Below are 23,584 nucleotides of genomic sequence, written 5' to 3'. Positions count from 1 at the left end.
CTCCAAGCCCCATCCTCGGGTAGGTTCGCCGGACGCCTCAGATCCCGTAGGTCTTGTAGAAGTACCAGGCGGTCAGGACGAATCCGATGGTGACAACGCCCGCCCGGACCGTGGTGCGGCCCACGCGGTGGGCCATGTGGGATCCGAACAGCCCGCCCAGGCCCGCAGCCACCGCCATGAGGCCGACAAGGACCCACTGGACATTGCCCGGATGGCGCAGGAATTCGGTGAGCAGGAACGCGAAGATCGCCACCCCGTTGATGCACAGGGCGAGGAGGTTCTTGAGGCCATTCATCTGATGGATGTCCGTGAGCCCCAGGAGGCTGAGGGCCGCCAGCATCAGGATCCCGATGCCCGCGCCGAAGTAGCCGCCGTAGATCCCCACGATGAACTGGAAGACCATGGCGCCCATCCACCAGCCGGAGGTCCGGTCGTGGCCGCCCACCTTCTTCAGCAGCTTGTTGACGGGATCGTTGGCGGCCAGCAGCACGGTCGCCGCCAGGATGAGCCAGGGGACGAGGTGATCGAACACCTTCTGGGGCGTCACCAGCATCAGCCAGGCGCCCAGCGCCCCGCCCAGAAGGGAGACGGGCATCAGGCGCAGGGCGAATTCCCGGGTGCCCGCCAGGTTCTCCCGGTGGCCCCAGAAGCCGCCGATGGAGCCCGGCCACAGGGCGATCGTGCTGGTGACATTGGCCTGCTGGCCCGTGAGGCCGATGCCCAGGAGCGAGGGAAAGGAGACGAGCGTCCCTCCCCCCGCGATGGAGTTGATCGCGCCGGCGGTGAAGGCCGCGGCCATGACGGTAAGGGCGTGTCCGGGGTGCATCCCTTTACGATGACAGCCCCGCGGAGCGGTCAGAAAGCCGCTACTTCCATTGGAAGGGATACAGCGGCTTCTTCGTCGCGTAGTTCGGCGGCCAGACGGTCTCGTGCCGGCCGTTCTGGATCTGCTCCACCAGCATCTGGTGCTGGTTCTGGTTGGTGTAGCCGTTGTAGTCGATGAACTTCACGGGGCCCATGATCCCGTCCCACTGCCCGTCGCGAAGGGCGGCCCGCAGCTTCTCCCGGTCGCCGCCCGCCTTCGCGGCGGCTTCTGCCATCACCATCATGGAGGCGTAGGCGTTGGCCGCGTGGTAGGGCACTTCATCCTTGCCGAACTTCGCCTTATAGCGCTTCCCGAACTCCTTGGCCCCGCTCCAATTCACGTCCGCCGTCCACTGGGTGCTGGAGAACACGCCGTGGGAAATGGCCTGCTCCCGGGCGAACTCGGAGGACGCGAAGCCGGCGCCGGCGCCGAGGAAGGCCTGCGGCTGAAGGCCCACTTCCCGCGCCTGCCGCATCAGCAGGATGCCGTCGGCGACGTAGGACACCATGAACACCAGGTCGGGCTTGGCGGCCTTGACCTTCGCCAGGGTCGAGCGGTAGTCGGGCGAACCGGCGGCGTAGGCCTCCTCGATCACCACCTGGAGGCCGGCCTGGGCCGCGTAGGCCTTGGCGGACTTGGCGCCGGAGGTCCCGAAATCCGTGTTCTCGTTCAGGATGGCCATGGTCTTGGGCTTGCCCAGCTTCTGCGCCATGGAGATCAGGATGGACGCGTAGTCCTCGGTGGTGGCGCTCAGGCGGAACACGAACTTCTGGTTCTGGCGGGTGATGTCCTCCTTGGAGGCCACGGGCACCAGGAGCGGCACCTTGTACTTCTCCGCCAGCTTGGACACGGCGTTGGCGCAGGCGGAGCTGTACGGGCCCACCACCGCCGCGACGCGGTCCCGGGTGGCCAGCTTCTCGAAGGCCGACATCGATACCTGGGGTTTGCCCGTGTCGTCCTCCGACACGATCTCGACCTTGATGCCCTTCTTCTGGAGGTCCTCCAGGGCGAGCTTGTAGCCGTTTCCGATGTACTCCCCGATGGGCGCCTGGGTGCCCGTCACGCAGTTGATGACGCCGATCTTCACCGGCGTCTGCGCCTGCAGGGCGATTCCGAGCGCCACCAGCGACGACAGGATCCTGATCTTCATGGTTCCTCCGGTGGGTGGGTGTGGGCGCCACGCTACCACGGAGCCGCCTGCCGGAAACCTACAATCTACGCATTGATGGAATCTAGCCTTGTCACCACCACATCGGCGCCACACAGGCCCGGTGCCAGGGAGAGCGTTCCTGCTCCGCCGTCGATGCGGAGGGTGTGGCGGCGCCCCAGGTGGAGGCCCAGGTCCGGTGCCGACGCGATGCCCCGCGCCACGAACACCAGCACCGTCGCCGCGCCCAGCGCGAGGGCTCGCGGCGCATCCAGGCGGAAAGCCTCGACCCGCGCCGCGCATCGCCGGCGGTCGACCATCACGTTGAAGTCCGTGCAGGGCCCGTCCACCAGTTCCGCCGATGCGGGCCAATCGCCGGAGAACGCGACGGGCGAGAGAACCTCGCGGAGCGCCACCTGCCCATGAGCTCCGAAGTCCAGATGGAAGCCCTCGCCTTCCAGCAGCAGGAGAAGACGGTCCACGCCGGGGAAAGCGGAAAACGGCCCAGAAACGGCCACCTCCGCGGTGCTGAGCCGCCACCGGAAGCCTTCGGCGAGGGTGGCGCCGAGCGGATCCACGGCCAGCTCCAGGGTCCGGCCGCCCCCGTTCTTCCAGGGCATCCAGTGGCCGTCGGCGGGAGTGAGGCGCGTCCATCGCATGGGGCCATCCTATCCAGGGCGACCCGGGGCGACCGACGGCCATGGCGGGTATTCTGGGGAGATGCACTTGTCCTGGCCTCCGCCCGCGCGCGTCGCGCTCGTTCTCGCCCTGCTCTGGGCGATCTACGTGCTGGTCTGGACGCCGGGCCCCCTGGGTCTCCGCCTGCTCGGGTTCTATCCCAAGCGCCTGGGCTCCCGGGTGGTGGGATGGGTCGCGGCGCGCCCCCTGCCCGCGTCCTGGCGCGACCCCCTTCTCGGCGGCTTCGCCCGCCACTACGGAATCGCCCTGTCCGACGCGGAATTCCCGCTCGCTGACTATCCCAGCCTCCAGGCCCTGTTCACGCGGCGGCTGAGGCCCGGCATCCGCCCCCAGGACGCGCCCACCGACGGGTACCTGAACAGCCCCGTGGACGGGCGGATCATCGCCAGCGGACGGATCGACGCGGGCACCGCAATCCAGGCCAAGGGCCTGCCGTACCGCGTGGCGGAGCTGCTGAAGCACGAGCGCAACGCCGGACGGTTTGAGGGCGGGCATTTCCTCACCCTCTACCTCTCGCCCAAGGACTACCACCGGATCCACGTCCCCCTCGAAGGCCGCGTCACCGCCGTCAGCCGGGTGGAAGGCGAGCTGTGGCCGGTGAACGACGCCAGCACCGGCAGCGTCCCCCGCCTCTACGAGCGCAACCGCCGCGCCGTCTGGATGGCGGAAGGCACCGGCGCCTGCGAGGGGCTGGAGGTGGCGGCGGTTCTCGTGGGCGCCACCCACGTGGGCGGCGTGGTCATCGATCCGCGGTGGCTGGGTGGGCGAACCCTTCCCCGCGACGGCGGCTTTCCCGTCGACGCCCTGCCCTGCGTTCCCGGCGACGACCTCGGCACCTTCGAGTTCGGATCCACGGTGGTCCTGCTCGTGGGCGGACCGCGGGCGCAGGCGTGGACGCCCCTCCGGACGGAAGGCGCGGTCCAGGTCGGGCAGCGGCTGGGAGCCTGCCGGTGAACGACCAGGAGATCTTCCATCACGAGCCCCTGTGGGATGAAGGCGGCAACCTGCCCGGCGCCCTGGAGGCCCTGTTCACCGCCGCGGGCGAGGTGCTCGACCTGGCGCGGCTGCGGGAACTCACGGGCCTCGGCGACGGCGCGCTGCTCCAGGGAATCGAGAAGCTGCAGGAGCGCCTGGACGGTCCCTCGGGACTGCGGCTGATGGAGGTGGGCGGAGGCTGGCGCATGGCCACCAGTCCCATCTACCGCGAGATGGTGGCGCGGCTCGTCACCACCACCCGCAGCGGACGGCTCACGCCGGCGCAGATCGAGGCCCTGGCCATCGTCGCCTACCGGCAGCCCATCACCATCACGGAGCTGAACGCCATCCGGGGCGTCACCAGCAGCGCCAACCAGGTGAAGAGCCTGATGGAGCGCCAGCTCATCACGCCCGCGGGCCGCAAGCCCGTGGTGGGCCGGCCCATGACCTACGCCACCACCCAGGCCTTCCTCCTCCACTTCGGACTGAAGAGCCTCCACGATCTGCCGCAGCTGTCGGACTTCGGCGAAGGGCGGCTGGAGGCCGAAGCCCTCGCGGCGCTGGAGCCGGCCCTTCCCGAGGACGGCCTCTTCGGCGCGGGAATCCAGGACGCCGCCCTGCCGGATGAAAGCCCCGAATCATGAGACAGCCCACCCTCAGCCTCGAAGAGCAGCCCCCCAAGCCCAAGGAGAGCCCCACGGGCATCCTCCTCCAGCCGTGGCAGAAGGGCGGCCTGCTGGTGCTGATCCTGGGGATCCTGTACCTGCGGATCTGGCGCCGGAAGCAGGTCCACATCCTGGTGTGCAGCCACTGCGGCAAGAAGAACCCGCCGCACCAGAGCAACTGCCAGAAGTGCGCCGCCCCGCTGATGAAGATCCACGAATAGGGGCCGCCGCGGCAACGACGGCGGAGCGCTAGAACTCGATGTCGATGGACTCTTCGGCGAGGTCGTTCCCTTCGCCCAGCACGTCGCAGGCCGCGCCGTACATCTGGAGCACGGCGGTCTTCCGGTTGCTCAGGCTGGTGAGGAGATCCTTCACGCGCTGGACCTCGGAGGCGATGGTGTTGTTGATCTGGGTCACCTCCGAGCGGCAGCGCTCGCGGGTGGTCTCGTAGAAGGCCTTCTGGTCCTGGCTCAGATCCATGGGATGCTCCGGCAGGGAATGGGGTCGAAAAGGGGAGAGAGATCCCGAGTCTACCTCCACCGGCGCGTTGAGGTTCATCACAACCCGGCGGGATCCGTTCAGGACATGCGCGCCAGGAGGAGGAGCCCCACCAGGAGCGCGGCGAGCGCCACGATGAGGGGCAGCATCCAACGCGGGCGGGCGACGGCGGCTTTCGGAAGCGGGAGGTCCGGAGCGGGCGCCGGAGCGGCGGGCCGGGGCGCGGATCCCATCGACCGGGCGCCCAGCGTCCGGTCGGCTCCGGTCGTGCTTCCGCTGACCTGGAACCGGGCCGCCGTCAGGCGCTCCAGGTCCTCTCGCGTTCCATTGAGGAGGGTGTTGGCGTACTCGGCCACGTCGTGCTCGACGAGGGGCGAGCCCTGGCGCTGAAGGTAGTCCCGCAGGTCCCGCTCCATGAACCGGGCCGAGGGGTAGCGGTGGTCGACGCCCTTCTGCAGGGCGCGGTTGACGATGGCCGCCATTTCCTGGGAGACCTCAGGATTCAGCGTGTTGAGGTCGCTGATGCGGCCCAGGCGCACCTTCTCCAGGACCCCCAATTCGGTATCCGCCTGGAAGCACCGCTCCCGGGTGAGCAGTTCGAACAGGACGAGCCCCAGGGAATACACGTCCGAGCGGTTGTCCAGGGACTGGCCCGTGGCCTGCTCGGGGCTCATGTAGAGCAGCTTCCCCTTGAGGGCGCCCGATACCGTGTGGCTGGCCTTGGTGGCGGCCTTGGCGATTCCGAAATCCACCAGCTTCACCGCGCCTTCGCTGGAAAGCAGGATGTTCTGGGGGCTGACGTCCCGGTGGACCAGCTTCAGCTCCCGGTCGTCGAAGCCGCGCTTGCGGTGCGCGTAGTCCAGGGCCGCCGCCACCTTCATCACGATGAAGGCGGCCACCTGCTCGGGGATGTGGACCTCGTGTTCCCGTGCCCGCCTCAAAAGCGTGCGGAGATCCCGACCGTTCACGTACTCCATGGCGATGTAGTAGGAACTCCCCGCCTTCCCCAGGTCGAAGATCTGGACGATGTTCGGATGGGTCAGCTGGGCCGCCAGCTTGGCCTCGTCGATGAACATCGTGACGAAGTCCTCGTTGTCGCTGAAGTGGGGCAGGATCCGCTTGATCGCCACGATCTTCTGGAACCCCTGAACCCCCCGCTGCTGGGCCTTGAACAGTTCCGCCATCCCCCCGACGGCGATCTTCTCCAGCAGGAAGTAGTTCCCGTATTCCTCCAGAGCCTCCGGTGCCTCAACGGCGGGACGGGGTGCCGAAGCGGGCGCCTGGACCGGAACGGAGAGACCGGACCGATCGAAGGGATCGTGGACGCCCGCCAATCCGCTGAGGGTGAAGTCCGACGTGATCCCCGCCTCGGAAGCGGACGGAGGCAGAACCCGGGCCGGCTTTCCGGCGGGAGGGGCTTCCACCTCATCCAGTTCCTCGAGGACCGACCCGAAGATGTCCGCGGCGCTGAGGGGCGCCTGGAACGCGGGCGGCGCGGGCAGGCCGGGCGCACGGCCCGGGCCTTCGAACAGGGCGAAGGGGCCGGGGGAGAAGGCCCCTCCGGGCTCGCTCTCGAGTTCGGTCAGAAGGTCCCCGAACAGGTCGGGAGCGGCGGGGCCCGCCGGTTCCGGGCGATGGCGGCGCAGGAGTTCCAGGATGCCCGCCTCCGACGCGAGGCCGTCCAGCGCGCCCTGGATCTCGAGATCGTCCGGAAGGGAGTCATCCCCACCGTGGGAGAGGGTCACCACGGGGAGGCGGGGGCGGCGCTCGCGGAGGCGGTGGGCCAGACTGCGCGGCGCGGCGGGACCCATCACGAGGAGGGCCGGTTCCATGCCCATCCGCAGGAATTCCCCGGCTTCCGAGGCGTGGATCCACCGCGGGGTCCACCCGTCGCTCTCCAGGGCGGACGCCAGGCCCGGAGTCCGCAGGGGTTCTCCGTCCACAAGGAGAAGCAGGGGGCGCGACATGGTCCTCCGGAAGATCCCGTGAAAGATCCAGAGTAGCTGGAGGTTTTGCGCCTCGCCATCGCCGCCCGCCTGCGGTAAGCTGTTCGTTCGGCCCGGACTGCCCCGGCAGGCCCGATCCGAAATCCACGGGAAAGGAGGTGCATCCACATGCCTTTGGTCAAGGTCAAAGAAGACGAAACCTTCGAGTTCGCCCTTCGCCGCTTCAAGCGGAAGTGCGAAAAGTCCGGCATCCTCAGCGAGCTGAAGAAGCGCCAGCACTACGAGAAGCCCAGCACCAAGCGCAAGCGGAAGATGCTTGCCGCCCGTAAGAAGACCCTGAAGCGCCTCGCACAGGAGCGTCGTCTGATCGGTTGATTCAGCCGCACGCTAAAAGCGTGAGGTCTCGCGTATGAGCAAAGCGAATACCGAGAAGAAGACCCTCAAGCGCCTCGCACAGGAGCGTCGCCTGATCGGTTGATACTCGCCGCAGCCGTTCGCACTGCACTTGAAAGGCCCGCGGATGCGGGCCTTTTTGTTCTACTGGAAGAGGAGGTTGAAGGCGCTCCGATGAACCGCGAACTCGATGCCCTGGAATTCCCCGACGCCGCGCGGCTGGTGCAGTCGGGGGCGCGGACGGCGCCGGCGAAGGCGGCCCTCGGGGCGATGCATCCCTGGGACGGGCTGGCGGGGTTGCGCCGGCTGCACCAGATGGAGCTCCAGAACCTGTGGACGCAGTCGCCGGACCTCCTGCCCATCCTCGCCATGGACGAGTCCCTCGACGAGCTGCTCAATCCGGCGGGATGGCTGCTGCCCGAGCACTGGCGGCAGCTGCGGGACGGGCTGAAGGCCATGTCCCGCCTGCTCCAGAGCCTCGCGTCCCTTCCCTGGCCGGAGACCCGGCCCGCGCCCCACGGGGTCCACCTGGGCATCGACCGCCTGCAGGTGACGGCGGCCCTGCTTCCCGATCCCGCGCCGCTGGCGGACCGCCTCGCCAAGAGCTTCAACGCCGACGGCCAGCTGGATCCCCTCCGCATCCCGGCGCTCGCCAGCCTCCACCGCGCGCGGCAGGACGCGTTCCAGGCCGTGCAGGCCAAGCTCCAGAAGCTGCTCCGCAGCTCGCCCGACGCCTTCAACGAGGCCACCGTCGTCGAGCGCAACGGCCGGTTCTGCCTCCCCGTGCGCCAGGAGCGGCGGAGCCTGATGCCCGGTCTCGTCCTGGACCGCAGCGGCAGCGGCGCCACCGTGTTCATCGAGCCCATGGAGGCCGTCCCCCTCAACAACGCCTTCGTGGAAGCGGACCGCGACTACGCCCAGGCGGTGCAGGCCTTTCTGCGCGAACTCCTGGCGGACCTGCGCGTCCGGCGGGAGGACTTCGCCCGCTGGCGGGCGCTCCAGGCCCAGGCGGACCAAGGGATCGCGCTCCTCCGCTGGGCGGCGCTGTGCGACGGCCGCCTGCCGGACCTTGAGCCGGATCCCAAGCGCGGGCGCCTGTGCCTTCTGGAGGCCCGCCATCCGCTGCTCCTGCCCGCGGTGCGCGAGAGCATGGGCCTGGAGCCGCTGCCCCACCCCGTCGTGCCCCTGAACCTCGTGCTGGAGGCGGAAAAGCCGGGGCTGGTCATCTCCGGATCGAACACCGGCGGCAAGACCGTGGTCCTCAAGACCGTGGGGCTCCTGTCCGCCCTGGCCGCCTGCGGGTGCGCGGTGCCGGCGCGGGAGGGCTCCAGCTTCCCGGCCCTGCCCAGCCTCCACGCCGACATCGGCGACCACCAGACCATCACCGGCAGCCTGTCGACCTTCAGCAGCCACATCCTGCATCTGAAGGCGATCCTGAAGCACGTCCGCGACGGCGGGCTGGTGCTTCTGGACGAGCTGGGCACGGGGACCGATCCCAAGGAAGGCGCCGCTCTCGGCGTCGCCCTTCTCCAGACGCTGTCGCGCCGCCGCTGCTGGATCCTCTGCTCCACCCACCTCGGCGAAATCAGCCAGTGGGCCCTGCGCCACGCGCGGTTCCAGAACGCCTCCGTCCAGTTCGACGAGGATCGCCTGGCGCCCACCTACCGCCTGCTGGTGGGCCAGCCCGGCCAGAGCCGCGCCCTCACCATCGCCGCCAAGCTGGGCCTGCCGGAACCCGTGCTGGAGCACGCCCACCGGGTGCTGGGCAAGCGCGAGCAGGACTGGCGGGACTTCCTGCGCGAGCTGGAGGCCGAGCGCACCCGCCTGCTGGAGGAGACCGAAACCCTGCGCCAGCGCGAGGCGGCGGCCGAGAAGGACCGCGAGATCCTCCGCCAGCGGGAGGAGAAGCTCCGGCTGGAGCGGGAGAGCTTCCAGAAGGAATCCAAGGAGAAAGTGGCGCGGGTGCTGGATTTCCTCGACTACGAGGGCAAGCGGCTCGTGAAGGAGTTGAAGGAGCGCCAGAAAGCCGCCGAGATCAACGCCGACCGGCTGGGCACGGAGGCCCACGAGCGGGTGAAGCAGCTCACCCGCCTCGCCGAGACCGAGCTGGCGCCCCGGGGCGCCAAATCCCAGCCGGCGCCCCCCCGCGAGGTTCGCGAGGGAGGCTACGCCCGCCACCGGGGCCTCGGCGTCGAAGGCAAGGTCGCGTCTCTGAAGGGGGACCGCGTCGTGCTCGAAACGCCCCAGGGGCGGCGGCTCGAGTGCCGCCTCGGCGAACTGGAGCCCATCGGCGCCCGGGAAGCCGCCCCCCGGCCCTCGGGCCGGGTGAGGGTGCGCGCGGAGGTCCAGGACGTGGAATCCGAGATCAACCTCATCGGCCGGGCCAGCGACGACGTGGACAGCGAGATTTATCGCTTTGTCGAAGAGGCCCTGGCGGCCGGGCGGCGATTTATCCGCATCGTCCATGGGCATGGGACCGGAAAATTGAAAGCCGCGGTCCGTGAGGCGCTGCGCGGGCACCCGGGCATCGCGCGGGTGGAGGACGCCCCCCAGAATCAGGGGGGGGCGGGAGCCACCGTCATCACGCTGAAATAGCGGCCACAATTCAACCTGGGCGGCCCATCGCCCGATGATAAAGACATACCTCATGTAGGGGCGTCCATGGCCTTCTGGAACAACCTCAACGTCCGCAAGAAGCTGCTGTATTCCATCCTCGCGCTGGCGGTGGTGCTCAGTTTCGCGGCGACGATCTTCTCCCTCTGGCGGCTGAACAGCGCCCTGAACGACGGTCTCCAGTTGAAGGCCAGCAGTTTGGCGTCGCTGGTGTCCGACGGCATCCAGTCCGGCGTTCAGTTCGAGGATCTGGGGCTGGTGGAGCGCGGTCTGGACGGCATGAAGGACGACCACGACATCACCCAGGCGGCCCTCATCACCCAGGACGCCGCCACCCGCGCCGCCAAGGTCGTGACCAAGTCCAAGGCCAAGACGTCCCAGATCGACCTGACCCCCTTCGCCGAGGCCTTCCTTGCGGAAGCCGCCAAGAAGGACCTCAGCAAGGAGAACCTCAGCTTCGAGAAGAACGGCTACCTGGTGGTCGGGGCGCTCGTGAAGATCGAGGGCGCGCCCACCAAGTCCTACCTGATGCTCCTGGCCAACCGCGACCGGCTGCGCACGGATCAGGCCGGAGCCCTCCTCGGCATGGCCGTCCTGGCCCTCCTGATGCTGGGCGCCGGAATGGCCGCGGCGTTCCTGCTGGGCAACGCCATCGTCACGCCGCTGGAGAACATCCAGAAGCGCATGCGGGACATCTCCGAAGGCGAGGGCGACCTCACCGCGCGGCTCGACGTCCACGGGGACGACGAGATCGCCGCCCTGGCGGGCCACTTCAACCGCTTCGTGGACAACATCCACCAGATCGTCCAGCAGGTGATGGCCATCTCCACCAACATCGCGTCGGGCACCCTCCAGATGTCCGCGGGCATGTCGGAGATGCACAGCACGGCCCAGAGCATCGCCCAGTCCGCGGAGAACCAGAAGGCCAGCGTCTCCACCACCACTTCCAGCGTCCAGGGCATCGCCGGCGCGTCCCAGGTGGTCAACTCCAACGTCTCCGACGCCCTGCAGGTCTTCGAGGGCGCGCAGCAGGCGGCCGGAAAGGGCGGCACCGCCGTCGGCAGCGCCATCTCCGGCATGCAGGCCATCAACCAGAACTCCAAGCAGATCGGCAACATCCTCACGGTGATCACCGAGATCGCCAACCAGACCAACCTGCTCTCCCTCAACGCCGCCATCGAGGCCGCCAAGGCCGGCGAGCACGGCAAGGGCTTCGCGGTGGTCGCCGAGGAAGTCCGCAAGCTGGCCGAGCGCAGCGCCACGGCCGCCAAGGAGATCACGGCCCTGATCCAGACCTCCAACCGCGCCATCGCCGACGGCACCAAGATGGTGAACACCGCCGGCGACGCCCTGAACAGCATCCAGAGCGCCATCACCGATTCCGCCGAGCGGATGAAGACCATCGGCGGCCAGAGCCAGGCCCAGAGCCAGGACAGCCAGTCCGTGGTGTCCGCCATGGGCAACCTCACCGCCATCGCGGAGCAGAATGCCGCGGCCATGGAGGAGATGGCCGCCACCATCAAGGAATCCACCCGCACCGTCGACGAGCTCAGCCACCTGGCCGAGCAGCTCAACTCCCTGGTGGCGCGGTTCAGGATCTGAACCACCGGCAAAGCCCAACAAAAAGCCCCGCGAACGCGGGGCTTTTTGTTGGGAGGCGCGGGGTCAGAACTTGAGGCGGATGCCCAGCTGGACCTCGCGGGTCTTGTCCTTGCTCACCGTTCCCAACTGGCCGTACTCCGCGTTGGAGACGATGTAGCCGTTGGGGGAGCGGACGCTGTAGTCGGCCTTGTTGAAGACGTTGTAGACGTCGATGATCCCCTCGATCTCGAAGCGCCCGTAGACCTTGAAATTCCGGCTCACGCGGAGGTCGAACTGCGTATAGCCCGGTTGCCGCTCGTCGCCGCGGGTGTGCCCCGGCGCGAAGTGGTTGGCCATCCCGTCGCCGTTGGAATCCGCCGCGAGGTAGGCGGAATACGGCAGGCCGCTCTGGTAGAGGCCCCGGACGGAGCCTTCGATCCCCCACACGATGGGGAAATAGGCCACGAGGTTGGCGACCCAGCGGCGGTCGCTGTCCCCGTAGCCGTAGTTGGAGGCGGGATTCTGGGGATCGGGGGTGAGGGAGGCCCCCAGCTCGCTGCTGAAGTTCGAATTCGCGGACGTGTAGGTTCCGCGCTCGAAGGAGCCCGTGTCCTGGGCCTTGGAGTAGGTCACGTTGGCGATGACGCCGGTCTTGTCGTTCCAGATCTTCTTTGCAGAGAAGCTCAGACCGCGGTAGTGGCCCCAGCCGTCGGTACGGACCAGGTATACGTCGCTGAAGCCCCCGACGGGATTCCCCGGCGTGACCGACGCGCGGTTGAAGTCCACGCGATGGCCCCGGATGATGGCGTAGTTGGGTCGCGCGGCAGTGCTCCACGCGTCGAGGCCGGGGGCGTAGCCGTCCTCGTAGGCGTGGCCTCCGGTCTGGCCCAGGTTGATGTTCTCGAAGCGCTGCAGGTTCTCGTACCTCACGTAGGTGGCGGTCAGGCCCAGGACGAGGTTGTTGCCCAGGTCATGCTCCACGCCGAGGCTGGCTTTCTTCGAGCGGGAGAGCTTGTTGTCGGGATCCCACAGGGACGTGGACGACGCTCCCGCGGTGAAGAGCGGAAGGGCCGCGACCGTGGACAGCTCGGAATCCGACAGCTTGCGCATGGCGCTGCCGTTGATCAGGTTCGAGGCGCTGAGGAGCCCCGAATTGAACAGCGCCAGGTTCGCGGCGTTGGCGCGGTTGAGCGAGAAGCTGTAGTTGGTGATGATCTGGCCGTTGCCCGTCATCGTGTTGGAGTGGAGCAGCAGCGGCGTGGGGCTGCTGAAGGAACCGTAGCCGCCGCGCACCACGGTTCGGCCCTGGCCGTCCACGTCGAAGCTGAAGGCGAACCGCGGATCCACCGCATCGGCCTTGGTGGCCTGGTCCAGCCCCTGGAAATTGGGATTGGGAGCCGGGTTGTTCGAGAACGTCTGGTTGATGGTCCGCAGGCCGCCGGTGAGCGTCAGGCGCTTGTCGAGGAGGCCCGAGTACTGCACCTGTCCGAAGAAGCTGCTGGTCTTGGTCCACATCAGGATGCGGCCATTGTAGGGACTGACCGCGCCCGAATAGGTGATGGCGCCGTTGTTGGCGGCTCCCAGCGTACCGTTGGCCCAGTCCGCCGCGGCGCCGTAGGTTCCGAACTGGAAGCGGCCGGCGTTGTTCTGGAAGAACTGGTTGTCCACGTCGACCTTCATGAGGTCCAGGCCGCCCTTCACCTGGACGTCGCCGTGGGTCCACGTCGTCGCGCTGAAGAACTGCAGCGTGTTCTCGTTGCTCTCGCGGGGCGTGGAGGTCTTGGTGCCGAAGGCCATGAAGCTGGCGCTGGTGGGGACTTCCAGGGAGGGCACGCCCGCCACGGAGTTGTTGCGCATGGGGCGCGCCTCGCGGGCGAGCTGAAGCCGGCTCTCGGTGAACAGCTCGGGCGTCCAGATGTCGTTGGCTTCCAGCACCCAGCTGATGGAGTTCGTCTTCGTGGGGATGTTGTTGCTCTCGGCGTTGTTCGAGTTCGCGCTGGTGTTGTTGAGGGTGTCCGTCATCGTCTGGTAGTTGAGGCGGAGGACGAACCGGTGGTTCTCGTTCAGCGCGTAGTCCAGGCGCCCGAAGTACACCGTGTTGGTGTTTTCCATCGGATAGGCGTGGGCCGGGATCCCCGCGCCCGGATTGCCCAGCTCCTGAGCCAGCGTGAGCCCATTCCGGTTCGTGAGAACGCCGCCCAGGGGACTGGCCACCAGGTTGTTGAAGTCGGTCTGCGTCATACCCGCGCCGGCGCTGATCGTCGTCGGAATGGGGTTGGCGGTGATGCTCTTGTTGTAGCGCTCCACGCCCAGGAAGTACCACAGCTTGTCCTTCACGATGGGCCCGCCCACGTTGAAGTTCACGTTGGTGGAATCGTTGAAGCGCTGGAGGTTCGCCGGCGTGTTGAAGGTATTGTTGGGATCGAAGGGCACGGCCCGCGGCGCGGCGCTCCAATTGGTCCGGCGGATCTGGTAGAGGGCGCTGCCGGAGAACTCGTTGGTGCCGGTCTTGGTCACGGCGTTGATGGTGGCGCCGGCCTGGCCGTACTGGACGTCGTACCCGTTGGTCACGACCTGGAGTTCCTTGATGGTGTCCGCCCCGAAGATGAAGGGCGTGTAGACGCCGCCGCGCTGCTCGTTGAAGAACGCGGAATTGGTGCTGGCGCCGTCGATCTGGACGGCGTTGAAGATCTGCCGCCCGCCCTCGACCACCAGCCGGTTCCCGTTCCCGGACACCACGCCCGGCGACAGCTTGGCCACATCCGTGAAGTTGCGGCTGACCAGGGGCACCGCCTCGATCACCGCGGAATCCACGCTGGTCATCACGTTCACTTCCTTGGCGTCCACGCCGGTAGAGGCGCCGACCACCTCCACGGTGGCCGCGGCGTCCGCGCGGTCGAGGCTGAAGTTGGCGATGGTGCTCTGGCCCAGCGAAACGGTCAGATTGGCATCCTTCAGGGTCCGTAATCCCGAGGCGGCGACAGTCAGTTCATAGCTGCCCACGGGGAGGAGGCCGATCTGGTATTCGCCCTGGGCATTGGACGTGGCGGTCCGCGTAAAGCCCGTCTCCCGGTTGCGGAGGGAGAGGCTCGCGCCGGCCACGGGCCGGCCGCTCTTGTCCTTGATCGCGCCGCGGACGGCGCCTGCGGTGGAGGACGTCTGGGCCGAGGCGACCGTGGCGCAGGCCAGGGCCGTCAAGGTAAAGCGGGTCCAGCGGGAGTTCATGCGTTGCTCCTGAGGCCGATTCGGCCGGATGGGCTCGGGATCCGTGGGCACACGCCCCCAAGCCGTGACGGAGGGAATGGGCCAGGATCACCAATCCGGATCAAGCCTTCAAGAGCCTTTTTGGGAACACATGCGTGCTAGCAAATTTCGATAGATTTTTCACCGCTGTGACGGTTTTATCGACCCATTCGAGGGCGCCGCCGCTAGGCCAGGTTCCGCGCCTTGAGGAAGGTGACGAATCCGAAATCGCCGTCGCTGATGTGGTGCTTCAGCCAGCCTTCCATGAAGGTCGGGATGAGGACGGCCAGGGCCTGGGGATTCTCGCGGAATTTGGTCCGCAGTTCCTGGAGGCTCGTGAGCATGGAGGCGTGCTCGGCCACGTGCTGCGTCAGGTCCGGATACCCGTACTTGGCCATGAAGGCCTCTTCGGTGCTGAAGTGCTGCTCCGAAGCAAGGATGAGATCCGACAGGAGCTCCTCCATGGCCTGCCGGCCCGCATCAACCTGGACGGCCTTCCGCAGGCGATCCATGGTGGCGAAGAGATCCTGGTGCTGTTCGTCGATGATGTGAATGCCCGTGTTGTAGCGGGTGTTCCACACAACATCCATGACCCCAGACCCCCTTCCCTGTCCATCGGCTGGCGCGGCGTCCATCCGGACGCACCCCTGTGGGGATCCGGCTCATGCCGGCGACGGTTGACTGTAGTCCTTTGAAGATCGGAATATCAAGTGAATTCTGACCCATTTCTCTCATGAAATACAGGAAGAAGGCAGTCCAATCGCCGGCGATCCTCAACTTGAACGGACAGTCCCTTAAAGGAAGTGAATTCCAGGAGCACGGCCATGGCCGCAACAAGGCCGAGAGTGAAGCCCGGAATGCCATCTCCGGACAAAAAAATTCTGAGGCTTCAGGGGGAATGGCAGTTTGGTGCAGATTGAAGGGTCAGAGTATTGTCTTCTCTCCAGCCTGCCGAACTGCTTCGAAGATTCCAAGTCTGCTCAGCGCGCGGCCCAAGTTTTAGACGGAGAGCCCAACCCTATTGCAGAAATCTTTCCGGTGCCCAGGGCATGACTCGAATCGCTCGCGTGCGGAGGGAAACCCAGAGCCAAGGCGCGCATCTTTCCGGCGCGCGTTCCCCTCATTCCCCTGCGGTAACCGCCAGGAATTCCTCCTAAAAAAACGAGGCCCTCAAAAGAGGGCCAAACCGTTGGTACCGGTGGTCGGACTCGAACCGACACTCCTTTAAGGGGAAGCGGATTTTGAGTCCGCCGCGTCTGCCATTTCGCCACACCGGCCTGGGACCTAGCGTAGCGCAAGGCTGGGGCCCTTTCATAGCGCCGTGAGCGGGATCCGGCGGCCCACGCCGAAGGCCTTGGGGCTCACCTTGAAGGCGAAGGGCAGTTGGCGCCGCTTGAACTCGGTGCGGCGGAGGAGGGCCAGGATCCGCGGAAGGGCGGCGCGGGCCTGCTCGAGGGCGGGGCCTTCCAGCAGAAGGGTCAGATCGTCGGCCAGTGCTTCCTCCGGCCGCTGCGCTTCGAGGACCGCTCCCAGGATGGCGTCCAGTTGGGCATAGGGCAGGAGACTGGCCTCGTCCGTCTGGCCGGGGCGCAGCTCCGCCGTGGGAGGCCGTTCCACCACGCCGCGGGGGACGGCGGCGCCCAGTTCACCGGCCAGGGCGTAGACGCGCGCCTTCAGGCAGTCCCCGAGGGGGGCGAAGGCGCCGATCCCGTCGCCGTAGAGGGTGAAGTAGCCCGTGGCCGCCTCGCTCTTGTTGCCGGTATTCAGGACCGCCATCCGCTCGGTGCCGAGCCGCTGATGGACCTCGAACTCGGAGGTGAGCGCCATCAGCAGGCTGCCGCGGCTGCGGCTCTGGAGGTTTTCGTCCGTGAGGCCGAAGGCCCGGCCCGGGAGCGCCTCGCCCAGGGCCTGCGAGAACCCCGCGAAGGGGGCGTCCGCATCGAGGCTAAGGAAGGCCAATCCCAAATGGCGGGCCTGCTCCTCGGCCAGGGCCGAGCTTTCGGCGCTGCTGAAGCGCGTGGGCAGCGCGGCTCCCAGGATTCGATCCGGACCGAGGGCCTCTACCGCCAGGGCAGCTGCCACGGCGCTGTCGATCCCGCCGGAGAGCCCCAGCACCAGAGCCTCGATGCCCTGCTTGGCCAGGTTGTCGCGCAGCCCGGTCACCAGCGCCTTCCGCAGCCATCGCGCGTCCTCCACGCTCCGCCAGTCGCCCGCATCAGCCGGATCGGTGAACAGGGCGCCCTCCTGGAAGGGCTCCCCGCCCTGCCAGCGGTCATCCGGCAGGGCCAGGCCCGAGCCGCCATCGAACAGCAGCCAGCTCTCGGCCCCCACGCGGCTCACGTAGGCGATGGGAATGCCGTGCTTATTCGCCAGCCCCGACAGGAGGCGGCGGCGCTGGGCGTCCTTCGACGGCACGGCCCAGGGGGCGCTCCGGCCCGGAGGAAGCCAGCTCCCCAGGAAGCTGGGACTGGCGCTGGCGTTGAGGATCAGCGTGGCGCCCGCGGCGGCCAGGTCGGCGATGGGATCCAGGCCGTACGCCACCGGCGTGCCGCCCAGTTGCGGATCGGCCCACAGGTCCTCGCAGATGGACAGCCCCACCCGCTCGCCGCGGAAGGGCACCAGCGGCTGGGGCGCGAGGTCCGGCTCGAAGTAGCGGTGCTCGTCGAACACATCGTAGCTGGGCAGCACCCGCTTGCGCGCGCAGTGGCGCAGCGCCCCCCCTTCGCACCACCACAGCTCGTTCCACAGCCGCCCGGACGGCGCGGGCCGGGCCGTGCCGAAGACTAGGGGAACGGTTCCCGATCGCGCGGCCAGCCGGTGGGATTCGGCTTCGACGCGCCGCCGCAGGCCCGGTTCCCACAGGCGGTCCTCCAGCAGGTAACCGGGAATCGCCAATTCCGGCGCCAGGGCCAACTCCGCGCCGCCGGCCACCGCTTCCGCGTAGGCGGCCTCCAGCCGACGGCCGTTCCCTTCGGGATCCCCCAGGCGGGCGTTGAGCTGGAGCAGGGCGATGCGCATGGCATCAACTTACCAGCGGATCTCCGCGCGGGTGCCGCCTTCGGGACGCGGCGCCAGGCGGAGGTCGGCGCCCTGGGCGTTGAGCCACTTGAGGGCGAGGGGCAGGCCCAGCCCCGTCCCGTCGGGCCGTCCGCTCTCGAAGGGGCGGAGCATCCGCACGGCGGTCTCCTCGCCCAGTCCTGCCCCCTCGTCGAGGATGTCCAGCCGGCCTTCGGCGACGGCCACCGTGATCCGGCCCCCCACGGGCGTCGCCTGGCAGGCGTTCTCCAGCAGATTCACCAGCGCCTGGTGCAACAACACCGGATCGCCCACCGCTCCGCCCTCGCCCTGGACCAGCAACTGCCTTCCTTGGCTTACCGGGCGGCGCTTCATTTCCGCCACGACCTGGGCGGCGGCTTCCTCCAGGCGGAGGGGCTCCGCCGCCGACTCCAGAGGCTTGGCCCACTGGAGGAAGCGCTGGACCAGCCGCTCCAGATCGGCCGTCTCCTCCAGCAGCACCTCGGCGGCTCCGTGTCCTTCCCGCTGGAGGAGCTGGCCCTGTCCCTTGAGCACGGCCAAGCCGTTCTTCAACTGATGGGCCACGCCGGCGGTCATCTCGCCCAGTTCCGCGAACCGCTCCCGCAGCTGCCGCCGGCGCTCCTCCTGCTCCGCCTCGGTGATGTCCTCGAACTGGAGGAGCGCTCCCACGCGATCCGGGGCCTCAATGCGCTGGACCCGCCAGCGGCGCCCGCCAGCCTCCAGCCGCAGGGGCGGACCCGGATCCTGCAGAAGCGCTTCGCGCAGCCACGGAAAGGGCTCCAGGACGAAGCCCGCCTCCAGGCCCGCCACGCCGGGCGTCACGCCCAGGAGATCCCGTCCGTGGCGGTTGAGGGCCGCCACCCGCTGGCGCTGGTCCACCCACAGGAGGCCGGTCGGCAGCGCGTCCAGGATCCGCTCGTGGACCGTGCGCAGCTCGCCCAGGGATGCCGCCAGTTCGCCGCGCTCGCGCAGGCTTCCCGAGACCGCCGTCAGCAGCAGGGATTCGGGATCCGCCGCCCGCCGGAGGCGGCTCCAGCGGACCAGGAGGAGGACGAAGGCGGCGAGCACCGCCGCGAACGGCAGGACCAGCGCCAGCCAGGCCAGGACGTGGGAAAGCGGGGCCATGGCCCCAGGGTATGCTGAATCCCATGGACAGACAGCCCATCTACGTGGTGTCCGGCGGCTCCGGGGAGACCGCCTACCGGATGGTGCAGGCGGCCCTGACCCAGTTCTCCAAGGGCGAGAGCTCGGCCCTGGTGCGGCGCTTCCAGAACGTGCGGTCCCGGGAGGATGTGGATCGGGTGGTCCAGATGGCCGGCGAAAAGCGCGCCGTGATCATCCACACCACGGTGTCGCGGGAGATGCGCGTCTACCTGGCGGACCGGTGCGCGGAGCTGCGCCTCACCCAGGTGGACCTGTTCGGCAACCTGCTGGACACCCTGGCTCTCTACCTCCGCGAGCGGCCCGAGGAACGGCCCGGCAGCTTCCACGCGGTGGGCGACAAGTACTTCCGCCGGATCGAAGCCATCGAATACGCCCAGAAGTACGACGACGGGATCGACATGGGCGGCCTCGCGGACGCCGACATCGTGCTGGTGGGGATCAGCCGCACCAGCAAGACGCCCCTCTCCATGTATCTCGCCATGGAGGGCTACAAGGTGATGAACGTGCCCCTGGTCCCCGGCATCCCCCTTCCCGCGGAACTGGAGCACATCCCCCAGGGCCGGATCGTAGGCCTCACCATCCAGGCCGACCGCCTGCAGGAGATCCGCGCCTACCGGCTCAAGCGCCTGGGCGCCACGGGCAGCGCCGACAACTACAGCGATCTGGGCCGCATCCTGGAAGAACTCGCCTACGCCGACGGGGTGTTCCGCCTGCATCGCCGCTGGCCCGTCCTCGACGTGACCGGCCGCAGCATCGAGGAGACCGCCGGCCTCGTGCTGGACCGCGTGTTCGGGAAGGAACGCGCCGTCTAGACCTTATGCCGCTTGGCGTTCAAAAGATAAGAATCACCACCAAGACGCGAAGACACCAAGAAAAGGGCTCTTCCCGCTGACGCGGTTATGGGTGTCCTTGACGTCCAGCCTGTAAATCGCCCTGTCATGGAGCGTTGAGGATCCGCGCCGCCAAGACACGTAAACGGAAGGACGGAGAAGAGCGGAGAGAAACATCTCTGCTTTCCTCTGGCACTCCGTTCTCCTCCGCTTTGGATGTGGCTTTTCCTGGAGATTCGGATTTACATGCATTCGTATTACAGCGCCTCCAGCCGCGCGACCAGCGTCTTCAGGATCTTGATGCGGCCGTAGCGCTTGTCTTCGCTTTCCACGAGCGTCCACGGCGCGATTTCCGTGCTGGTGCGGTCCAGCATGTCGCAGACGGCGGCTTCGTAGGCGGGCCACTTCTCCCGGTTCCGCCAGTCCTCGTCGGTGATCTTGAAGTGCTTGAAGGCCGTCGCCTGCCGCGCCTCGAACCGGCGGAGCTGCTCCTCCTGGCTGATGGAGAGCCAGAACTTGACCACCACGTCGCCGCTGCGGGCGAGCTGATCCTCGAAATCGTTGATCTCGCCGTAGGCCCGGCGCCAGTCCGCTTCGGAGCAGAACCCCTCCACCCGCTCCACCAGGACGCGGCCGTACCAGCTCCGGTCGAAGATGGCGAGCCGGCCCCAGCGGGGGAGCTGCCGCCAGAAGCGCCACAGGTAGGGCTGGGCACGTTCCTCTTCCGTGGGCGCGGCGATGGGATGGATGCGGTAGGTCCGGGCGTCCAGGGCCTGGGTGATCCTCCGGATGCTGCCGCCCTTCCCCGCGGCGTCCATGCCTTCGAACACCAGGACCGCCGCGCGCTTGCGGAAGGCCGGCCGCCGGACCAGGACGTTCAGCCGACCCTGGAGGGTCAGGAGTTCGTCCTCGTATTCCTTCGGCTCCAGGCGCTTCGTGAGGTCGAGGGCGCGAAGCTCATTGACCGTGTCCACGGGCCGGGCGGGCGGATGCGCCGCGGGCTGGATCACGGGGGGAGCCGGCTGGTCGAGCCGGGCCCGGAGGCGCTCCAGAAGGATCTTCCCCACGGTCAGCCGCTGATAGCGCGCCTGGGTGGCCTCCACCACGATCCACGGCGCCTCGCCGGTGCTGGTGGCCCGGAGGGCCCGTTCGGCCACGCCCCGGAAGGCGTCGTACATCTCGAAGTGCTTCCAGTCCCGGGAGGTCACGCGCCAGCGCGTCCGCGGGTCCTTCTCCAGGCTCTTCAGCCGCTTCCGCTGGGCGTCCTTGCTGAGGTGCATCCAGAACTTCAGGACCAGGGCGCCCTCCTGGATGAGCATCTGCTCGAACCGGGCGATCCGCGCCAGGTCCTGATCCAGTTCCGAGGTCTTGGTGCGGCCGTGGGCCCGCTCCCGGATGGGCCACGTGTACCAGGAGCCGTCGAAGATCCCGATCTTCCCCTTGGGCGGCAGCAGGCGCCAGTAGCGCCACATGTGGGGCCGCTCCAGCTCCTCCTCGGAGGGTGCATCCAGGCCGTGGGTCTCGATGTGGCGGGGGTCCATCCATTCGTTGAGGGTGTTGACCGTCTCGCTCTTCCCGGCGCCGTCTACGCCCGCCACCAAAAGGATCACCGGAAACCCGGCGGACGCCAGCTCGAACTGGGCGTTCAGCAGCGCCTCGCGAAGCGCGGGAACCTCTCGGTCCCAGACCTCCTTGTCGATCCTATGGCCGAGTTCCGCGGATTCGAACATGGTTCCTCCGGATGGGAGTGCCGGGCCTGCGCTTGGAAGCCACGATAGCGGATTCCGTGCGGGCCGAACCCCGGGAGTCGCGGGTTCAATATTCGTTGGCCAGGTCCCCTGCGCGCACCTGCTTCTCAAAGGGCGCGAACGGCGGAGCTCCGGCGGACTGGGCGATCCATTCGGCCACGCGGATCCCATCCACGGCGGCGGAAGTGATCCCGCCCGCGAAGCCCGCGCCCTCGCCGCAGGGGTACAGGCCCGGATGCGACGCGGACTGGCCGTCCTCGTTCCGGAGGAGCTGGAGCGGGCTGCTGGTGCGGCTTTCGATGGCGAGCAGCACGGCGTCGCGGCTGGTGAATCCGTGGATCTTCCGGTCGAAGACGGGCAGCGCGCCGGCCAGCTGCTCCCGCACGAACTCCGGCAGGCAGGTCCGCAGGTCGGCCGCCACCGCGAAAGGCCGGAAGCTGGTCCGCGGGAGGCGGCCCGTGGCGCGGCCCTTCAGGAAATCCTGGACCGCCATGGCCGGGGCGCCGTAGGTCTCTCCCGCCGCGCGGAAGGCGGCCTGCTCCCAGGTTCGCTGGAAGCGCATCCCGGCCAGCGGGTGGTCGCTCCCAAAATCCGCGGTGTTCACCTTCGCCACCAGCCCCGAATTGGCGAAGCCGGAATCGCGCTTCTCGTTGCTCATCCCGTTCACGACCACGCCGCCGGCCTCGCTGCTGCACTGGATCACCTCGCCGCCGGGGCACATGCAGAAGCTGTAGGCGGCGCGGTTCACCCCGAAGTTGCACACCAGCTTGTAGTCCGCCGCAGGAAGCGACGGATGGCCGCTGCTGGGGCCGTACTGGGCGCGATCGATCAGATCCTGGGGATGCTCCACGCGCACGCCCATGGCGAAGGCCTTCTGGCGCATGGCCACGCCGTGGCGGTGCAGCATCTCGAAGGTGTCCCGCGCGCTGTGGCCCGGCGCCAGGACCAGGGCCTCGCACAGGAGCTCCTCCCCGCTCTCCAGAACCGCGGCCTGGACGCGGCCTTCCGCATCGAACCGGATGTCCGCCAGGCGCGCGCGAAAGCGGTACTGGGCGCCGCGGGCCTCGGCTTCCTTGCGGATGAGGACCGCGCAGCGGCGGATCACGTCCGTGCCCACGTGAGGCTTCGCGAGGTAGAGGATGCGCGGGTTCGCCCCGAAGCGGACGAAGGCCTCCAGGACGTAGCGGGTCGCGGGATGGCCGATGCGGGTGGTGAGCTTGCCGTCGCTGAAGGTTCCGGCCCCGCCTTCGCCGAACTGGGCGTTGGCCTCGGGATCCAGGATCGCGTCGGTCCACAGGCCCGCCACCGCCTTCACCCGCTCGCCCATGGCGGGCCCGCGCTCCAGCACCACGGGCTCGATCCCGTAATCCAGGAGGCGCAGGGCGCAGAAAGTCCCGGCGGGACCGCTGCCCACCACCACCACGCGGGGCCTGCGCGGCGGCGGCGCCACCGCGTAGGGAGCGGCCGTCGGCGCGAGATCCAGCTTGAGTCCCCCGGGGAAGGCACCCGGTTCCAACGGTCGATCCGAATCGAAGCTGAGGGCCACCAGGAAGCGGATGGCGCCCTTGTGACGGGCATCCAGGCTGCGGCGCTCCAGGACCACGGCGCGGTAGTCCCGCGCCGCGCCGCCCAGGGCGTGCGCGAGGGGCTGCGCCAAGTCCAGCGCTTCCTCCCCCAGGTTGAGCATCAGGTTGGAGAGCAGGTAGCGCATGGTCGCCTCGGCGGAAGGGGTCGCCGGGACCCAAAGCCAGGCCTCCAGCGTACTCCGGCACCTCCAAATCGAGACGGAATCTCTTCGATACAAACCCGTGACAATCGGGTTAGAGTGGTTCCAGTTCGATGACTTCCGTGCCTTCCAACTCTGGCTCGAAGCACTCAGGAGACCCCATGCGCCGTTCGCTTTCCTTCTTCGCCGCCGCGCTCATCTGCGCCGTCCCCGTCTTGGCCAAGCCCACCACCGTGAAGGGCGCCAAGTGCACCGTCTGCCACGAGGGCGCGCCCAAGGACAAGAAGTTCATCCCCGCCGCCGCCAAGATGGTCGCGAAGTACAAGGAAAACCAGTGCAAGGATTGCCACGGCTACGCCGACGGCAAGCTGACCACCACCAAGAAGTAGTTCTTCCCGGTGAATCGAGACGGCGCGGGTTTTCCCGCGCCGTTTTTTTATTCCTGTGACAATCCT

Annotated in this window: 19 protein-coding genes and 1 tRNA gene; 8 read left to right on the top strand and 12 right to left on the bottom strand. The window is 68.0% G+C overall.

Features of this window, described 5'->3' with window-relative positions; all coding sequences use genetic code 11:
* Positions 1-37 precede the first annotated feature (37 nt).
* The 3 genes from RAH39_RS04555 to RAH39_RS04545 form a co-directional block, all read right to left on the bottom strand.
* Positions 38-826 carry a sulfite exporter TauE/SafE family protein gene (locus RAH39_RS04555; protein ID WP_306591621.1) on the bottom strand — a complete coding sequence of 263 codons (789 nt, stop codon included), beginning with the start codon at positions 824-826 and terminating at the stop codon, positions 38-40.
* Between the two features lie 40 nt (positions 827-866).
* Entirely contained in the window at positions 867-2,015 is a 1,149-nt protein-coding gene (locus tag RAH39_RS04550) for an ABC transporter substrate-binding protein (protein WP_306591620.1), read from the bottom strand.
* Positions 2,016-2,080: 65 nt separating this feature from the next.
* Positions 2,081-2,671: a HutD/Ves family protein gene (locus tag RAH39_RS04545; RefSeq protein ID WP_306591619.1), complete on the bottom strand. Its 591-nt coding sequence runs from the start codon at positions 2,669-2,671 to the stop codon at positions 2,081-2,083.
* Between the two features lie 67 nt (positions 2,672-2,738).
* Here RAH39_RS04545 and asd point away from each other — a divergent pair, with 67 nt between their 5' ends.
* From asd to RAH39_RS04530, 3 genes are read left to right on the top strand one after another with little or no spacing between them, the layout of a single operon-like run.
* Positions 2,739-3,665, top strand: coding sequence for an archaetidylserine decarboxylase (asd, locus tag RAH39_RS04540; protein ID WP_306591618.1), 927 nt, complete (start codon positions 2,739-2,741; stop codon positions 3,663-3,665).
* Positions 3,662-4,330, top strand: coding sequence for an SMC-Scp complex subunit ScpB (gene scpB, locus RAH39_RS04535; protein ID WP_306591617.1), 669 nt, complete (start codon positions 3,662-3,664; stop codon positions 4,328-4,330). Before asd ends, scpB begins: the two co-directional genes overlap by 4 nt.
* Positions 4,327-4,572: a hypothetical protein gene (locus RAH39_RS04530; protein ID WP_306591616.1), complete on the top strand. Its 246-nt coding sequence runs from the start codon at positions 4,327-4,329 to the stop codon at positions 4,570-4,572. Before scpB ends, RAH39_RS04530 begins: the two co-directional genes overlap by 4 nt.
* A 28-nt stretch (positions 4,573-4,600) precedes the next feature.
* On the opposite strand, the gene RAH39_RS04525 is transcribed toward RAH39_RS04530, so the two are convergent.
* Both RAH39_RS04525 and RAH39_RS04520 read right to left on the bottom strand, forming a co-directional pair.
* On the bottom strand, positions 4,601-4,831 hold the full coding sequence (locus tag RAH39_RS04525; RefSeq protein WP_306591615.1) for a hypothetical protein: 231 nt from the start codon (positions 4,829-4,831) through the stop codon (positions 4,601-4,603).
* A gap of 98 nt (positions 4,832-4,929) precedes the next feature.
* A complete protein-coding gene (locus RAH39_RS04520; protein WP_306591614.1) occupies positions 4,930-6,816 on the bottom strand; it encodes a serine/threonine-protein kinase in 1,887 nt (628 codons plus the stop codon).
* A gap of 147 nt (positions 6,817-6,963) precedes the next feature.
* Between RAH39_RS04520 and rpsU the strand changes: the two genes are divergently transcribed.
* The 3 genes from rpsU to RAH39_RS04505 all read left to right on the top strand — a co-directional run bounded on the left by rpsU (position 6,964) and on the right by RAH39_RS04505 (position 11,403).
* On the top strand, positions 6,964-7,170 hold the full coding sequence (gene rpsU / locus RAH39_RS04515; protein WP_306591613.1) for a 30S ribosomal protein S21: 207 nt from the start codon (positions 6,964-6,966) through the stop codon (positions 7,168-7,170).
* A gap of 192 nt (positions 7,171-7,362) precedes the next feature.
* Positions 7,363-9,783 (top strand): endonuclease MutS2, encoded by a 2,421-nt coding sequence (locus RAH39_RS04510; RefSeq protein ID WP_306591612.1) that lies wholly within the window; start codon positions 7,363-7,365, stop codon positions 9,781-9,783.
* Between the two features lie 66 nt (positions 9,784-9,849).
* Positions 9,850-11,403, top strand: a complete 1,554-nt coding sequence (locus RAH39_RS04505; protein ID WP_306591611.1) for a methyl-accepting chemotaxis protein — start codon at positions 9,850-9,852, stop codon at positions 11,401-11,403.
* A gap of 63 nt (positions 11,404-11,466) precedes the next feature.
* On the opposite strand, the gene RAH39_RS04500 is transcribed toward RAH39_RS04505, so the two are convergent.
* From RAH39_RS04500 to RAH39_RS04480, 5 genes are all read right to left on the bottom strand, one after another.
* Positions 11,467-14,607, bottom strand: a complete 3,141-nt coding sequence (locus tag RAH39_RS04500; protein ID WP_306591610.1) for a TonB-dependent receptor — start codon at positions 14,605-14,607, stop codon at positions 11,467-11,469.
* 203 nt (positions 14,608-14,810) lie between these two features.
* Positions 14,811-15,215 carry a bacteriohemerythrin gene (locus RAH39_RS04495; protein ID WP_306591609.1) on the bottom strand — a complete coding sequence of 135 codons (405 nt, stop codon included), beginning with the start codon at positions 15,213-15,215 and terminating at the stop codon, positions 14,811-14,813.
* Positions 15,216-15,815: 600 nt separating this feature from the next.
* Positions 15,816-15,902: transfer RNA gene (locus RAH39_RS04490), tRNA-Leu, on the bottom strand.
* 34 nt (positions 15,903-15,936) lie between these two features.
* Positions 15,937-17,643 (bottom strand): NAD(+) synthase, encoded by a 1,707-nt coding sequence (nadE, locus tag RAH39_RS04485; protein WP_306591608.1) that lies wholly within the window; start codon positions 17,641-17,643, stop codon positions 15,937-15,939.
* Between the two features lie 9 nt (positions 17,644-17,652).
* Entirely contained in the window at positions 17,653-18,786 is a 1,134-nt protein-coding gene (locus tag RAH39_RS04480; RefSeq protein ID WP_306591607.1) for a sensor histidine kinase, read from the bottom strand.
* 23 nt (positions 18,787-18,809) lie between these two features.
* Here RAH39_RS04480 and RAH39_RS04475 point away from each other — a divergent pair, with 23 nt between their 5' ends.
* Entirely contained in the window at positions 18,810-19,637 is an 828-nt protein-coding gene (locus RAH39_RS04475) for a pyruvate, water dikinase regulatory protein (RefSeq protein WP_306591606.1), read from the top strand.
* 275 nt (positions 19,638-19,912) lie between these two features.
* Here the strand turns inward: RAH39_RS04475 and pap are convergent, their stop codons facing one another.
* Positions 19,913-21,385 (bottom strand): polyphosphate:AMP phosphotransferase, encoded by a 1,473-nt coding sequence (pap, locus tag RAH39_RS04470; RefSeq protein ID WP_306591605.1) that lies wholly within the window; start codon positions 21,383-21,385, stop codon positions 19,913-19,915.
* Between the two features lie 85 nt (positions 21,386-21,470).
* Positions 21,471-23,114: an NAD(P)/FAD-dependent oxidoreductase gene (locus RAH39_RS04465; RefSeq protein ID WP_306591604.1), complete on the bottom strand. Its 1,644-nt coding sequence runs from the start codon at positions 23,112-23,114 to the stop codon at positions 21,471-21,473.
* A 176-nt stretch (positions 23,115-23,290) separates the two neighbouring features.
* Here RAH39_RS04465 and RAH39_RS04460 point away from each other — a divergent pair, with 176 nt between their 5' ends.
* Entirely contained in the window at positions 23,291-23,518 is a 228-nt protein-coding gene (locus RAH39_RS04460; RefSeq protein ID WP_306591603.1) for a cytochrome c3 family protein, read from the top strand.
* Positions 23,519-23,584 lie beyond the last annotated feature (66 nt).

It is taken from the genome of Geothrix sp. 21YS21S-4 (assembly GCF_030845995.1).
In the GTDB taxonomy this organism is placed as follows: Bacteria; Acidobacteriota; Holophagae; order Holophagales; family Holophagaceae; genus Geothrix.
This window is presented reverse-complemented; position numbering and strand designations above follow the sequence as displayed.